The organism is Nocardioides scoriae (genome assembly GCF_900104965.1).
GTDB classification, from domain to species: domain Bacteria; phylum Actinomycetota; class Actinomycetes; order Propionibacteriales; family Nocardioidaceae; genus Marmoricola; species Marmoricola scoriae.
On record NZ_LT629757.1, the window covers coordinates 3,795,566 to 3,809,975 of the forward strand.

The window sequence follows — 14,410 nt, forward strand, 5'->3', positions numbered from 1 at the left end:
ACACCCGCGACACCACGAGCGGAAGGACCAACGACATGACCCAGGACCGCACCCAGACCAGGGACAAGCTGACCCCCGAGCAGCTGGAGGCGTTCGGCGAGGAGCTCGACGCCATCCGCCAGCGCGTCATCGCCGACCTCGGCGAGGAGGACGCGGCGTACATCCGCGGCATCGTGAAGAAGCAGCGCCAGTTCGAGGTCGCCGGCCGCGCGCTGATGTACCTCCCGCCGGCCTGGCCGCTCGCCGTGGCCTCGCTCTCGATCTCCAAGATCCTCGACAACATGGAGATCGGCCACAACGTGATGCACGGCCAGTACGACTGGATGGGCGACCCCGGCCTGTCCTCGCGGATGTACGAGTGGGACAACGTGTGCCCCAGCGAGCAGTGGAAGTACAGCCACAACTACATCCACCACACCTTCACCAACATCCTCGGCAAGGACCGCGACATCGGCTACGGGATCCTGCGCATGGACGAGGACCAGAAGTGGCACCCGTACTACCTCGGCAACCCGCTCTACGCGTTCCTGCTGATGACGTTCTTCGAGTGGGGCGTGGCGATGCACGACCTCGAGGTGGAGAACATCGTCGCCGGCAAGCGCAAGATCTCCGAGAACAAGGCGCTGCACGCCGGGATCATGAAGAAGGTCAAGAAGCAGGCGCTCAAGGACTACCTGCTGTTCCCGGCCCTGACCGGCCCGCTGTTCCCGCTGACGCTGGCGGGCAACGCGACGGCCAACCTGGTCCGCAACGTCTGGGCCTTCAACATCATCTTCTGCGGCCACTTCCCGGCCGGCGTGGCCACCTTCACCGAGGAGGAGTGCGAGGGCGAGTCGCGCGGGCACTGGTACTACCGCCAGCTCCTCGGCTCGGCCAACATCAGCGGCTCCAAGCTGATGCACCTGATGAGCGGCAACCTCTCGCACCAGATCGAGCACCACCTGTTCCCGGACATCCCGGCCCGGCGCTACCCGCAGATCGCCGAGGAGATCCGCGAGATCTGCGAGCGCTACGGCCTGGACTACAACACCGGGCCGCTGCACCGCCAGCTGGGCAGCGTGGCCAGGAAGATCTGCCGGATGGCGCTGCCGCCGCGGCGCGCGAAGCAGCAGCCCGAGCCCGACGCCGTGGTCGACGCCCGGCTGGCGGCCTGAGGTCCGAGCCGTGGGACCCTGGACGGGGCCTGCACGACGACCGGTGAGGAGTGGTCCACGTGGCTGACGAGCTGAGCAAGGCGGAGATCCGCAAGGACGCGCTGCAGGACGGCGTGACCGCGGCCGCCCAGGCTGTCGGCCACGTGACCACGATCCTCACCGGCGCCGTCGGTGACGTCGCCCGCGCGCTGGGTGGCTTCGCGACCGAGATCTTCGAGATCCGCGACTCCGCGCGCCGGGCGCTCGAGGACGCGGACGGCCGGGGCGACTAGCGCCCGAACCGCATCACGAAGTCCGTCGCCCGCAGCGACACCAGGGGCCGCTTGCCTGCCAGCCAGGCCAGCGGTCCCCGGTCGTCTCCCCAGCTGGGCGCGGGGTCGTGCGCGACCTCGCCGGCGGGCGGCCCCCAGGTGGCGCGCACCGGTGCCACCCGCGCGGTGCCCCGGACGGGCGTCACCACCAGCGTGCCGTCCTCGCGCAGCTGCTGGGTGCGGAAGCCGAACGGCACCCGGGGCCCGGCGACGCGGGGCGCGGTGAACCGCGCCGACGCCACCGGCGACGCCTCGGTGCGGACCGACCACGAGGTCGCCCCGGGCGGGTGCTCCTGCTCGAGCTCGGCGAGCTCCTTGGGGATCGCCCACAGGTCGCGCCCGCCCGCCCGCGAGGCCGGCGAGTCGACCCAGATCTCGGTGACCTGGGCCCGACCGGCCGCCGCGCGGGCGACCAGCAGCTCGCCGTACACCAGCGGGCTGGGCGTCTCGTAGGAGACCAGCGCGACGCCGTACAGCCCCGCGGGCCGGTCCGGGCGCGCCGGGTCCTCGCCGCGTCGCACGCCGAACAGCGAGAGCCACAGCTGTCCGTGCAGCAGCCACGGACTCGCGGGGTACGCCGCGTGGTCACCCGTCACGGGGGCTCAGCCGCGCTTGACCCAGGGGGTGAACGTCGTGGCGGAGTCGTCCGCCGAGCCGCCCTCGCGCAGCGGGTCGTCGTAGTAGAAGGTCACGGTGTCGCTGCCGGAGTCCTCGATCCAGTAGCCGACGTTGGACATGCGCACCTGCGCGGGCGTCTCCATGCAGCGCCGCGGGAAGGTCACCAGCACGTCGTCGTCGCGGTAGCTGACCGTGCGGCCGATGGCGCGCTTGCAGACCTGGCGGCCGTTGCCCTTGCGGTACATCCTCGCGTAGCCCTTGGTCTGACCGCCCTGGGTGGCGACCTCGACGACCCGCTTCTGGCCGTTGCTGCCGCGGAACTCGAAGTACCACCCGTGCGAGTCCGGCGTCGAGGTCAGCTCGGCGTAGGAGATCCGGACGCGGACGCTGCGCCTGGTGTGGCTCAGCGTCGAGGAGACCACGTCGCCCTCGCTGGTGTCGGACGGCGAGTCGGCGATCGGGCCGTCCTCCGCGGTCTCGTCCAGGACGAAGGTGCGGACGTCGCCCGTCGGGTCGGTGCTGGTCGTGCTCCTCGCCTGCACGGGGCCGGCGGCCGTGACGGTGAGGGCCGAGGTGAGGGCGAGCCCGAGACAGGCCAGCAGCGGTGTGCGCATCGTCGCTCCAGGAGGTGGGCCGGCGGCCCGTGCCGCCGGTCGTCGCACGGATCAGACCACGAACGGGTCGCCGTGGGGGCCGTTCGGGGCCCGTGTCCCACCCCGTGTCGTGCGACCGGCCGGCGGCTCAGTCGTCGAGCACGTGGCGCAGGTAGCGCCGGGGGTCCTCGAGGTAGCGGCGCCAGTGGTCGACGAGCTCGAGGTCGTCGTACGTCGTGGGCCGGATCCCCCAGGGGCCGACCTCGAGCAGCCGGGCGCCGGGGAGGGCCGCGAGCAGGGGCGAGTGGGTCGCGCACACCAGCTGGGCGCCGGCGCGGGCGAGGTCGTGCATGGCGCCGAGGAGCGCGAGCTGGCCGCTGAAGGACAGCGCGGCCTCGGGCTCGTCGAGGCAGTAGAAGCCGGGGGAGTCGAAGCGGGTGCGGAGGACGGCCAGGAAGGACTCGCCGTGGCTCATCTCGTGGAAGCGGGGGTCGGCGCGGCCCGGGTTGTCCTCGAGGTAGCTGTAGAAGCCGTGCATGGACTCGGCGCGCAGGAAGAAGCCCCAGCGGCTGCCGCCGATCCCGCGGCGCAGCTGCAGCCACCGGTGCAGCGACGACTCGGTCGCCCGGGTGGAGTGTCGGGCGTGGGTGCTGCCGCCCTCGGCCGAGAGGCCGAAGCCCAGCGCGAAGGCCTCCACCAGGGTGGACTTGCCGGCGCCGTTCTCCCCGAGGAGCAGCGTCACGCCGGGCGTGACCTCGAAACCGTCCCGCAGCACCTGGTCGACCGCCGGCAGGCCCGCGGGCCAGGTGCCGTCGGCGTGGCCGTTGGGCTCGAACCGCAGCACCGGCCGGTGGTCGGCCCCGCGACCCAGCAGGGTCCGCTCGACCACGCCTACCGGCCCGGCTCAGTCGAGGGTGTCGTCGTCGGGGTCGTCGAGCCGCGCCAGCCAGGTGGCCAGGCGCTCGACGGGCGTCTCGAAGTCGGGGTGCAGGTCCACGAACTCCTGCAGCCGCTCGGCCACCCAGTCGAGGGTGACCTCCTCGTCACCGCGACGCTTCTGCAGCTCCTCGATCCCACGGTCGGTGAAGTACACGCAGCGACTCCTAGTACTTCTCCTCGGCGAGGCCGCGGGGCTCCTCGAAGGCCGCCGACATCAGCGTCTTGTTCTCCTCGGTGTGGCGCTTGGCCTGGCCCACGGCGGGGGAGCTGGACGCCGCGCGCGAGACGACCTCGACGGGCAGGTCGAGCAGCGGGAACAGGTTGAGGCGCAGGTGCGGCGCCGGGCCCATGTTGGCGGGCTCGTCCTGCACCCACCGGACGGCGCGCAGGTTCGGGTACTTCGCGACCTCGGCGAGCAGCTCCTGCTCGGGGCGGGGGTAGAGCTGCTCGAGGCGCGCGATGGCCGTCGTCTTGGCGTCGCCCTGCGTCTTCTCGCGGTGGACCATCAGGTCCCACGTGATCCGGCCGCTGCACAGCACCAGGGTGTGGACCTTCTCGGGGTCGACCTGGGTGTCGGGCACCAGCGGCTGGAAGGTGCCGCTGGTGAAGTCCTCGGGCCGGGATGCGGCCTCCTTGCGGCGCAGCATCGACTTGGGCGTGAACACGACCATCGGCCGGTGCCGGTCGCCGAGGGCGTGGCGCCGCAGCAGGTGGAAGTAGCTCGCGGGGGTGGAGGGCTGCGCGACGACGAACGCGTCGTCGGCCCCCATGGTGAGGAACCGCTCGATGCGGGCCGAGGAGTGGTCGGGGCCCTGGCCCTCGTAGCCGTGCGGCAGCAGCAGCACCACGCCGGACTGCTGGCCCCACTTGGTCTCGCCCGAGGTGATGAACTCGTCGATGACGGTCTGGGCGCCGTTGACGAAGTCGCCGAACTGCGCCTCCCACGCCACCAGGGCGTCGGGCCGCGCGACGGAGTAGCCGTACTCGAACCCGAGGGCGGCGTACTCCGAGAGCAGCGAGTCGTAGACGAAGAAGCTCGCCTGGTCCTCGGTGAGGTTGGACAGCGGCGTCCACTCGTGGGCGTTCTTGCGGTCGATGATCGTGGCGAACCGGCTCGCGAAGGTGCCGCGTCGCGAGTCCTGGCCCGAGAGCCGGACCGGGCGGCCGTCCATGAGCAGCGAGCCGAAGGCGAGGATCTCGCCGGCACCCCAGTCGATGGGGCCGTCGGTCATCGCGGCGGAGCGCTTCTGCAGCTGTGGGAGCACCTTGGGGTGCACCGTGAAGCCCTCGGGGGCGCTGACGTAGGAGTCGGAGATCCGCTTGAGCGCCTCGGGCGAGATCGCCGTCGTGTACTCCTCGTGGCTCTTCTCCGGGTAGTCCGGGACCGTGGTCCAGCTGTCCGGGGTCGAGGTCGCCTCGCGGACCTCGGTGAAGACGCGCTCGAGCTGCTGCTGGTAGTCCTTGAGGACCTGCTCGGCCTCCTCCAGCGTGATGTCGCCACGACCGATGAGCGACTCGGTGTAGAGCTTGCGCACGGAGCGCTTCTGCTCGATCAGGTCGTACATCAGCGGCTGCGTGTACGACGGGTCGTCGCCCTCGTTGTGGCCGCGACGGCGGTAGCAGACCAGGTCGATGACGACGTCCTTGTTGAACGCCTGGCGGTACTCGAAGGCCAGCCGGGCCACGCGGATGCAGGCCTCGGGGTCGTCGCCGTTGACGTGGAAGATCGGCGCCTGGACCATCCGGGCCACGTCGGTGCAGTAGAGCGAGGAGCGCGACGCGGCGGGCGAGGTGGTGAAGCCGACCTGGTTGTTGACCACGACGTGCACGGTGCCGCCGGTGCGGTAGCCGCGCAGCTGGGAGAGGTTGAGCGTCTCGGCCACCACGCCCTGGCCGGCGAAGGCGGCGTCGCCGTGCACCAGCAGCGGCAGCACGGGGAAGGCCTCGCCCTGGTTGAGCACGTCTTGCTTGGCGCGCGCGATGCCCTCGAGCACCGGGTCGACCGCCTCGAGGTGGGAGGGGTTGGCCGCGACCGACACCTTGACCTTGTCGCCGTTGTCGCTGACGAACTCGCCCTCGGCGCCGAGGTGGTACTTCACGTCGCCGGAGCCCTGGACGGTGCGCGGGTCGATGTTGCCCTCGAACTCGCGGAAGATCTGGCTGTAGCTCTTGCCGACGATGTTGGCCAGCACGTTGAGGCGGCCGCGGTGGGCCATGCCGATGGTGACCTCGTCGAGGCCGGCCTCGGCGGAGGCCTCGCAGATCTCGTCGATCAGCGGGACGGTGGTCTCGCCGCCCTCGAGGCTGAAGCGCTTCTGCCCGACGAACTTGGTCTGCAGGAAGGTCTCGAACGCCTCGGCCTGGTTGAGCTTGAGCAGGATCCGCAGCTGCTCCTCGCGCGGGGGCTTGCGGTGCGGCTGCTCGACCCGCTCCTGGATCCAGCGACGCTGCTCGGGGTCCTGGATGTGCATGTACTCGATGCCGACGGTGCGGCAGTAGGAGTCGCGCAGGATGCCGAGGATGGAGCGCATCTTCATGAAGCGGCGCTCGCCGCCGAAGGACCCGGTGGCGAACTCGCGGTCGAGGTCCCACAGGGTCAGGCCGTGGCTCTCGACCTCGAGGTCGGGGTGGCTGCGCTGCTTGTACTCCAGCGGGTCGGTGTCGGCCATCATGTGGCCGCGCACCCGATAGGCGTGGATCAGCTCGAGGATCCGGGCCTGCTTGCTGATCTCGTCGTCGTGGTTGGCCGAGATGTCGTTGGACCAGCGGATCGGCTCGTAGGGGATCCGCAGCGCCCGGAAGATCTCGTCGTAGAAGCCCTCCTCGCCCAGCAGCAGCTGGTGGATCCGGCGCAGGAACTCGCCCGACTGCGCGCCCTGGATGACGCGGTGGTCGTAGGTCGAGGTCAGCGTCATGATCTTGCTGATCGCGTTGCGCGTCAGGGTCTCCTCCGAGGCGCCCTGGAACGCCGCGGGGTACTCCATCGAGCCGACGCCGAGGATGGCGCCCTGACCCTTCATCAGCCGCGGCACCGAGTGGTTGGTGCCGATGGTGCCGGGGTTGGTCAGGCTGATCGAGGTGCCCTGGAAGTCGGTGACGGCGAGCTTGCCGTTGCGCGCCTTGCGCACCAGCTCCTCGTACGCCGTCCAGAACTGCGCGAAGTCCATCGTCTCGGCGGCCTTGATGCTCGGCACGAGCAGCTGGCGGGTGCCGTCGGGCTTGGGCAGGTCGATCGCGAGGCCGAGGTTGATGTGGGCCGGGGTGATGAGGTTGGGCTTGCCGTCGACCACGTCGAAGCCGACGTTCATCTCCGGCATCGAGCGCAGCGCCTTGACCAGCGCGTAGCCGATCAGGTGGGTGAAGGAGACCTTGCCGCCGCGGGCACGGGCGAGGTGGTTGTTGATGACGATGCGGTTGTCCCACAGCAGCTTGACCGGCACCGTGCGCACGCTGGTCGCGGTCGGGACGCTGAGGCTGGCGTCCATGTTGGCCACGGTGCGGGCCGGTGCCCCGCGCAGCACGGTGTAGCGGGGCTCGTCGGAGACGGCCTCCTCGGGGGAGCGGTCGGCCTCCGCGCGGCCGGTGCTGCGCGAGCCGCTGGACGTCGTGGCCGCCTTGGACGTCGTGCCCTGGCCGCTCCCCTCCTTCGCCGGGGTGGACGTGGACGAGAACTTCTGCTCGGACAACTGCTCCGCCTGCTTCGGGTCGTGGGTCGGTGACGTCGTGGACGGTCGGGTGGGGGTGGAGGGCGCGGGCCGCGAGGCCTGCGGACGGCGCTTGGGCGCGCCGGTGGACTCCACGATGTGGGCGTGGCCGTTGGAGGCGCCCGGCGACGCGGGAGCGTCGGCCGCGGGGGCCCGGTCGGGGGCCTGGTCGGCGGCCCGGTCGCCGGCCTGGGAGGTGCCGGCCGCCGTGCTGCCCGAGGAGCCGTTGCGGGCGTCCTTGCCGAAGAAGTCCCACCACACCTGGTCGACGCTGTGGGGGTCGCGCTGGAACCGCTCGTACATCTCGTCCACGAGCCATTCGTTGGCTCCGAACCCGGAGGGTGAGCTCTCTTCGGTCGACTCGGGCACGGCCAGTTTCGCCTCTTCCAACGCGCGTGGGTGTGAGTTCCCCGTCAAGGCTAGACCCCAGGCCGTGCCCGGTGCAGGCCAGCCGGGCCTTTGGGGGGTGCTGTCACGGAGGTCACACCGGTCGTCGGGAGAGGTGGAAGCGGACGAAACCGAGATTTCATGATCAGTTCCCCCACTCTGCTGACCGTTTTGGCCGGTATGTGGCACGGTAGTGGCAATTCTTGACGGGGGCCGACTCGAAGGGGAACGCACATGCGTCACCACGACCCGATCCGGGGACACCTGGCTCACGCACCGCTCGCTCGCATCCGCCGCCGGCTCGCCGCCTCCGTCCTGGGCGGTCTCGCGCTCGTGGGCGGCGCGACGCTCGTGCCGGCGCCCGCCCTGGCGGCCGACGGCGGCGTGGCCTCCGTGGGCGCGTCGTACGACGCCCAGGTGCTCGACGCCACCAACGCCGTGCGCACCAAGCACGGCCTCAAGCCGCTCAAGCCGGCCACCTGCCCCGACCGCTACGCGACCAGCTGGACGCGCCACCTCGCGGCCGCCGACACGATGGTCCACCAGTCGCTGGGCCCGATCCTGCGGCGCTGCGACCTGCGCACGGCGGGGGAGAACCTCGCCTGGAGCGGTGGCAGCCTCTCGGCCCAGCAGGTCGTCAAGATGTGGATGGCCAGCCCCGGTCACCGGCGCAACATCCTCAACCCGCGCTACCGCTACCTGGGCACCGACGCGTGGCGCTCGACCGACACCGGCCGCACCTACGTGGGCCAGGTCTTCGGCGGCTGAGCCGCTCCCGGCAGGACCCGCACGACCCGCGCACGACGAAGGCCCGCAGCCGGTGGCTGCGGGCCTTCGCACGTGCTCGATCAGGTGGTGCCTCCGGCAGGATTCGAACCTGCGACACCTGGTACCGGAAACCAGTGCTCTATCCCCTGAGCTACGGAGGCAAGCGCCTCGCGGCGCGATCCCGAACAGTACCGGGCGATGCTCGTGAGGGGGAAACCGGTGCCCGCCGATACCCTGGGAGGGTGAATCCCGCCCAGCTCTCCTCGACCGTCGTCGACGCCCTCACCGCCCTGGTGGACGCCGGCTCCCTCGCCCTGCCGGACGGTGTCCCGGCCGAGGTGACCGTGGAGCGACCGCGGCAGCGCAGCCACGGCGACTACGCCACCAACGTGGCGCTGCAGCTGGCCCGGAAGGCCGGCACCAACCCCCGCGCCCTGGCCGAGCAGCTCGCCGAGCGGCTGCGCGCCGCCAAGGGCATCAGCGCCGTCGACGTCGCCGGACCGGGCTTCCTCAACGTGACCGTGGCCGCCGACGCGCAGGGCCAGGTGGCGGCCGACGTGGTGGCCGCCGGAGCGGCGTACGGCAGCACCGAGGCGTTCGCGGGCGAGCAGATCAACCTCGAGTTCGTCTCGGCCAACCCGACCGGCCCGATCCACATCGGCGGCGTGCGCTGGGCCGCCGTGGGCGACGCCCTGGGACGCATCTTCACCATGACCGGGGCCCAGGTCACCCGGGAGTACTACTTCAACGACCACGGGGGCCAGATCGACCGCTTCACCGGGTCGCTGCTCGCCAGCGCGCAGGGCCGGCCGGTGCCCGAGGACGGCTACGGCGGGCTCTACATCGACGACATCGCCGCTGCCGTGGTCGCCCGGCGCCCCGACGTCCTGGACCTGCCGGACGACGAGGCCCAGGAGGTCTTCCGCGAGGTCGGCGTCGACCTGATGTTCACCGAGATCAAGCAGAGCCTGCACGACTTCGGGGTCGACTTCGACGTCTACTTCCACGAGGACGAGCTGCACCGCTCGGGCGCGGTCGACAAGGCCGTCGCCCGGCTGACCGAGCTCGGCAACACCTACGAGCAGGACGGCGCGCTGTGGCTGCGCACCGAGCAGTTCGGCGACGACAAGGACCGGGTGATCGTCAAGTCCGACGGCAACGGGTCCTACCTGTCCGGCGACCTGGCCTACTACCTCGACAAGCGCAGCCGCGGCTTCGACCGCTGCTTCATCATGCTGGGCGCCGACCACCACGGCTACGTCGGCCGGATGATGGCGATGTGCGCCGCCTTCGGCGACCAGCCGGGGGTCAACCTCGAGATCCTCATCGGCCAGATGGTCAACCTGGTCCGCGACGGCCAGCCGCTGCGGATGTCCAAGCGCGCCGGCACCGTGGTGACGATCGACGACCTGGTCGGGGCGATCGGGGTGGACGCCGCCCGCTACGCCCTCGCGCGCTACTCCAGCGACTCCAACATCGACCTGGACCTCGACGTGTGGGCGACCCAGTCCAACGACAACCCGGTCTTCACCGTGCAGTACGCCCACGCCCGGGTCTCCAGCCTGCTGCGCAACGCCGCCGACCTGGGGGTCGAGGCGGCCTCGCACCCCGAGCTGCTGACCCACGAGAAGGAGGGCGTGCTGCTGCGGGCGCTCGCGGAGTTCCCGCGCGTGGTCACCAGCGCCGCCGAGCTGCGCGCGCCGCACCGCGTCGCGCGCTACCTGGAGGAGCTGGCCGGCACCTACCACCGGTTCTACGACAGCTGCCGGGTGCTCCCGATGGGCGACGAGGAGGCGGGCGAGCTGCACGCCGCCCGGCTGCTGCTCGTCGACGCCACCCGCGTGGTCCTGGCCAACGGCCTCGGCCTGCTCGGCGTCTCCGCGCCCGAGCGGATGTGAGGCGGCCGTGAGGGCGCACGAGGCCGGCTGGGCGCATGCGGCCGTCTCCGTCCGGGGACCCGCATGGCTGCGCGACCCCCAGGACGTCAACGAGCTGGTCCCGCAGCTGTGGTCCCGCACGGCGACCAAGGTCGACGGCGTGCTGGAGGTGGGGGGCGTGCGGCTGCCGGACCTGGTCGCCGAGCACGGCTCCGCGGCGTACGTGCTGGACGAGGTGGACTTCCGCAGCCGCGCCCGCGCGTTCCGCGACGGCTTCGCGGGCATCGACGTCTACTACGCCGGCAAGGCGTTCCTGTGCACCGAGGTGGCCCGCTGGGTCGAGCAGGAGGGCCTGCACCTCGACGTCTGCACGGCCGGCGAGCTCGCCGTGGCCGAGCGGGCGCGCTTCCCGATGGAGCGCGTGGAGCTCCACGGCAACAACAAGACGCCCGCCGAGCTGCGGCGGGCGCTCGAGCTGGGCGTCGGGCGGATCGTGGTCGACTCCTTCCACGAGATCACCCGGCTCGGCGAGCTCGTGGCCGAGACCGGGCGCACCGCCCGCGTGATGGTGCGCGTGACGGCGGGCGTCGAGGCGCACACCCACGAGTACATCGCGACCGCGCACGAGGACCAGAAGTTCGGCTTCTCGATCAGCTCCGGCGACGCCCTGGCCGCCGTGCGCCAGATCCGCGAGACGCCGGGCCTGGAGCTGCGCGGGCTGCACTCCCACATCGGCTCCCAGATCTTCGACACCGCCGGCTTCGAGGTGGCGGCCCGGCGGGTGCTCGCGCTGCACCAGCAGGTCGCCGAGGAGACCGGCGTGCAGCTGCCCGAGCTCGACCTCGGCGGCGGCTTCGGGATCGCCTACACCACCCAGGACGACCCGGCCGAGCCCGCGCGCCTGGCCACCGAGATGACCGCGATCGTCCGCGACGAGTGCGCCGCCCGCGGCCTGGAGGTGCCGCGGCTCTCGATCGAGCCCGGGCGCGCCATCGTCGGCCCCTCGATGTGCACGGTCTACGAGGTCGGCACGGTCAAGGCGGTCGAGCTCGACGGCGGCGCCGTGCGGACCTACGTCTCGGTCGACGGCGGCATGAGCGACAACATCCGCACCGCGCTGTACGACGCGGACTACTCCTGCACCCTGGCCAGCCGGCGCTCCGACGCCCCGGTCCTGCTGAGCCGGGTGGTGGGCAAGCACTGCGAGGCCGGCGACATCGTGGTCAAGGACGAGTTCCTGCCCGGCGACGTGGCGGCGGGCGACCTGATCGCCGTGCCCGCGACGGGGGCCTACTGCCGCTCGATGGCCAGCAACTACAACCACGCCCTGCGGCCGCCGGTCGTGGCCGTGCGCGAGGGCCGCTCCCGGGTGCTGGTGCGCCGCGAGACCCTCGAGGACCTGCTCGCGACCGACCTCGGCTGAGCCTTCCTCCGGCCCTCCTCCGGGGTCTGCCCCGGCCGGGCGCGAGGTCCCGGGCTGCACCACCAGACGGATGGATGCGGACCGCGGACCGGGACGGTGGGAGGATGTGCGGCGATGAACCAGCACTCGCCCTCCTCCGTCCTCCCCGCCACGCCGGCCACCCCGCAGGGGCGACCGGTCCGGGTGGCGCTGCTCGGGTGCGGCGTCGTCGGCTCCCAGGTCGCCCGGCTGCTCCAGGAGCAGGCCGGTGACCTCGCGGCCCGGGTCGGCGCCCCCGTCGAGCTCGTCGGCATCGCCGTGCGCCGCCTCGGCCTGGCGCGCGACGTCGACCTGCCCGAGGAGCTGTTCACCCTCGACGCCCACGCCCTGGTGACCCGCGACGACGTCGACGTGGTCGTCGAGGTCATCGGCGGCATCGAGCCGGCCCGGTCGCTCATCCTCGCGGCGCTGGAGCACGGCGCGAGCGTGGTCTCGGCCAACAAGGCGCTGCTCGCCGAGGACGGCAGCACGCTGTTCGCCGCCGCCGAGAAGGCCGGCCGCGACCTCTACTACGAGGCGGCGGTCGCCGGGGCCATCCCGATCCTGCGCCCGCTGCGCGAGTCGCTCGCCGGCGACCAGGTCACCCGCGTGCTCGGCATCGTCAACGGCACCACCAACTTCATCCTCGACCGGATGGACAGCTCCGGCGCGGGCTTCGACGAGGCGCTCCAGGAGGCCCAGGACCTGGGGTACGCCGAGGCCGACCCGACCGCCGACGTCGAGGGCTTCGACGCCGCCGCCAAGGCGGCCATCCTGGCCAGCCTGGCCTTCCACACCCGGGTGACCGCCGCCGACGTGCACCGCGAGGGCATCGCGGAGGTCACCGCCAGCGACGTGGCCTCGGCCGCCGAGATGGGCTGCGTGGTCAAGCTGCTCGCGATCTGCGCGGTCCAGGAGGGGCCCGACGGCCCCGCCGTCTCGGCGCGCGTGCACCCCGCGATGATCCCGCGCAGCCACCCGCTCGCCAGCGTCCGCGAGGCCTACAACGCGGTGTTCGTGGAGAGCCAGGCCGCCGGCCAGCTGATGTTCTACGGCCCCGGCGCCGGTGGCTCCCCGACGGCCAGCGCGGTCATGGGCGACCTCGTCACGGTGGCTCGCAACCGGCTGGCCGACGTGCGCGGCGCCGGCGAGTCGTCGTACGCCGACCTCCCGGTGCTCGACATGGGCAGCACCCAGACCCGCTACCACGTGCAGATCGACGTCGACGACAAGGCGGGCGTGCTCGCCGCGGTCGCGCTGGCCTTCGCCGAGCACGGCGTCTCGATCCAGACCGTGCGCCAGGAGGGCCGGGGCGACGACGCCCAGCTGGTCGTGGTCTCCCACCGCGCCAGCGACGCCGACCTCGCCGCCACCGTCGACACCCTGCGGGGGATGGCCAACGTCCGCGACGTCTCGTCGGTGATGCGCGTCGAAGGAGAGTCCGAGTGAGCACCCAGACCAGCCCGCACCCCACCTCGGCCGCCCCGGCGCGCGCCACGCGCCAGTGGCGCGGCGTGATCGAGGAGTACGGCGACCGCCTCGACATCCCCGCCGGCACCCCGGTCATCTCCCTCGGCGAGGGCGGCACCCCCCTGGTCGAGTCGGCGTGGCTCTCCGAGGTCACCGGCGGCAGCGTGTGGCTCAAGGTCGAGGGCAACAACCCGACCGGCTCCTTCAAGGACCGCGGCATGACCGTGGCCCTCTCGGTCGCCGTCGGCGAGGGCGCCGAGGCCGTGGTGTGCGCCTCCACCGGCAACACCTCGGCGGCCATGGCGGCGTACGCCGCGAAGGCCCGGGTCAAGCCTCTCGTGCTGGTGCCCCAGGGCAAGATCGCCGCCGGCAAGCTCGCCCAGGCGATCCTGCACGGCGCCCAGGTCATCATGGTCCGCGGCAACTTCGACGACTGCCTGCGGCTCTCGCGCGGCCTGGCCGACGACTACCCGGTGGCGCTGGTCAACTCGGTCAACCCGATGCGGCTCCAGGGCCAGAAGACCGCGTCGTTCGAGATCGTCGACGTCCTCGGCGACGCCCCGGACGTCCACGTGCTGCCGACCGGCAACGCGGGCAACATCTCGGCGTACTGGCTGGGCTACCGCGAGTCGCTGAGCAGCGGCGAGTCCCGCAAGCTGCCCGTGATGCGCGGCTGGCAGGCCGCGGGCTCCGCGCCGCTGGTCCAGGGCGCGCCGGTCACCGACCCCGAGACCGTCGCCTCGGCGATCCGGATCGGCAACCCCGCCTCCTGGGACCTCGCGGTCGAGGCGGCCCGTGCTTCCGGCGGTCGCTTCCGCGCGGTCTCCGACGAGCAGATCCTGCACGCGCAGCGCGAGCTCGCCTCGAGCGACGGGGTCTTCGTCGAGCCGGCCTCCGCCGCGGGCGTGGCCGGGCTGCTGCTCGAGGCCGCCGAGGGCGTGCGCTACGACGGGCAGCGCGTCGTGGTCACGGTCACCGGTCACGGCCTCAAGGACATCGACACGGCGCTGTCGACCTTCACCGACCTGGTGGACACGGTCTGCGACGCGGACGTCGACGCGGCCGCGGCCGCCGCCGGGCTCGCCTGAGGTGGCCGGGGAGCAGCCGGCCGACGTCCCGGGCGGCCCGCTGAGGTGGGCCGGGGACCC

At 72.1% G+C, this 14,410-nt stretch carries 12 protein-coding genes and 1 tRNA gene; 7 read left to right on the plus strand and 6 right to left on the minus strand.

The window, feature by feature from the left end; genetic code table 11:
• Nucleotides 1-35 precede the first annotated feature (35 nt).
• Both BLU55_RS18030 and BLU55_RS18035 read left to right on the plus strand, forming a co-directional pair.
• Complete coding sequence (locus BLU55_RS18030; protein ID WP_091732602.1) at nt 36-1,154, plus strand: fatty acid desaturase family protein; 1,119 nt, start codon at nt 36-38, stop codon at nt 1,152-1,154.
• Nucleotides 1,155-1,213: 59 nt separating this feature from the next.
• Nucleotides 1,214-1,426 carry a hypothetical protein gene (locus BLU55_RS18035; RefSeq protein ID WP_091734225.1) on the plus strand — a complete coding sequence of 71 codons (213 nt, stop codon included), beginning with the start codon at nt 1,214-1,216 and terminating at the stop codon, nt 1,424-1,426.
• On the opposite strand, the gene BLU55_RS18040 is transcribed toward BLU55_RS18035, so the two are convergent.
• The 5 genes from BLU55_RS18040 to BLU55_RS18060 form a co-directional block, all read right to left on the minus strand.
• Nucleotides 1,423-2,061 (minus strand): acetoacetate decarboxylase family protein, encoded by a 639-nt coding sequence (locus BLU55_RS18040; protein ID WP_091732605.1) that lies wholly within the window; start codon nt 2,059-2,061, stop codon nt 1,423-1,425. The two genes, BLU55_RS18035 and BLU55_RS18040, sit on opposite strands and share 4 nt — an antisense overlap.
• Nucleotides 2,062-2,067: 6 nt before the next feature.
• Entirely contained in the window at nt 2,068-2,697 is a 630-nt protein-coding gene (locus BLU55_RS18045; RefSeq protein WP_091732607.1) for a hypothetical protein, read from the minus strand.
• A gap of 127 nt (nt 2,698-2,824) precedes the next feature.
• Nucleotides 2,825-3,565: an AAA family ATPase gene (locus tag BLU55_RS18050; RefSeq protein WP_231916947.1), complete on the minus strand. Its 741-nt coding sequence runs from the start codon at nt 3,563-3,565 to the stop codon at nt 2,825-2,827.
• Between the two features lie 15 nt (nt 3,566-3,580).
• Entirely contained in the window at nt 3,581-3,769 is a 189-nt protein-coding gene (locus BLU55_RS18055) for a DUF6104 family protein (protein WP_091732609.1), read from the minus strand.
• Nucleotides 3,770-3,779: 10 nt separating this feature from the next.
• Entirely contained in the window at nt 3,780-7,694 is a 3,915-nt protein-coding gene (locus tag BLU55_RS18060; RefSeq protein ID WP_456237712.1) for a multifunctional oxoglutarate decarboxylase/oxoglutarate dehydrogenase thiamine pyrophosphate-binding subunit/dihydrolipoyllysine-residue succinyltransferase subunit, read from the minus strand.
• 246 nt (nt 7,695-7,940) lie between these two features.
• On the opposite strand from BLU55_RS18060, the gene BLU55_RS18065 reads away from it, so the two are divergent.
• Complete coding sequence (locus BLU55_RS18065) at nt 7,941-8,474, plus strand: CAP domain-containing protein (protein WP_091732613.1); 534 nt, start codon at nt 7,941-7,943, stop codon at nt 8,472-8,474.
• Nucleotides 8,475-8,559: 85 nt separating this feature from the next.
• On the opposite strand, the gene BLU55_RS18070 is transcribed toward BLU55_RS18065, so the two are convergent.
• Nucleotides 8,560-8,635 (minus strand) — tRNA-Arg (locus BLU55_RS18070).
• Between the two features lie 81 nt (nt 8,636-8,716).
• Between BLU55_RS18070 and argS the strand changes: the two genes are divergently transcribed.
• The 4 genes from argS to thrC all read left to right on the plus strand — a co-directional run bounded on the left by argS (nt 8,717) and on the right by thrC (nt 14,350).
• A complete protein-coding gene (argS, locus tag BLU55_RS18075; RefSeq protein ID WP_157682937.1) occupies nt 8,717-10,372 on the plus strand; it encodes an arginine--tRNA ligase in 1,656 nt (551 codons plus the stop codon).
• 7 nt (nt 10,373-10,379) lie between these two features.
• The gene (gene lysA, locus BLU55_RS18080) at nt 10,380-11,774 is read left to right on the plus strand and encodes a diaminopimelate decarboxylase (RefSeq protein WP_091732619.1); all 1,395 of its coding nucleotides are present in this window, start codon (nt 10,380-10,382) and stop codon (nt 11,772-11,774) included.
• A 114-nt stretch (nt 11,775-11,888) separates the two neighbouring features.
• Nucleotides 11,889-13,241: a homoserine dehydrogenase gene (locus tag BLU55_RS18085; RefSeq protein WP_091732622.1), complete on the plus strand. Its 1,353-nt coding sequence runs from the start codon at nt 11,889-11,891 to the stop codon at nt 13,239-13,241.
• Nucleotides 13,238-14,350, plus strand: coding sequence for a threonine synthase (gene thrC / locus BLU55_RS18090; RefSeq protein WP_091732625.1), 1,113 nt, complete (start codon nt 13,238-13,240; stop codon nt 14,348-14,350). Before BLU55_RS18085 ends, thrC begins: the two co-directional genes overlap by 4 nt.
• Nucleotides 14,351-14,410 lie beyond the last annotated feature (60 nt).

Coding starts and splice junctions, on each gene's coding strand:
- BLU55_RS18030 (WP_091732602.1), top strand. CDS start 36: ATGACCCAGGACCGCACCCAGACCAGGGACAAGCTGACCCCCGAGCAG.
- BLU55_RS18045 (WP_091732607.1), bottom strand. CDS start 2,697: ATGCGCACACCGCTGCTGGCCTGTCTCGGGCTCGCCCTCACCTCGGCC.
- BLU55_RS18065 (WP_091732613.1), top strand. CDS start 7,941: ATGCGTCACCACGACCCGATCCGGGGACACCTGGCTCACGCACCGCTC.
- BLU55_RS18085 (WP_091732622.1), top strand. CDS start 11,889: ATGAACCAGCACTCGCCCTCCTCCGTCCTCCCCGCCACGCCGGCCACC.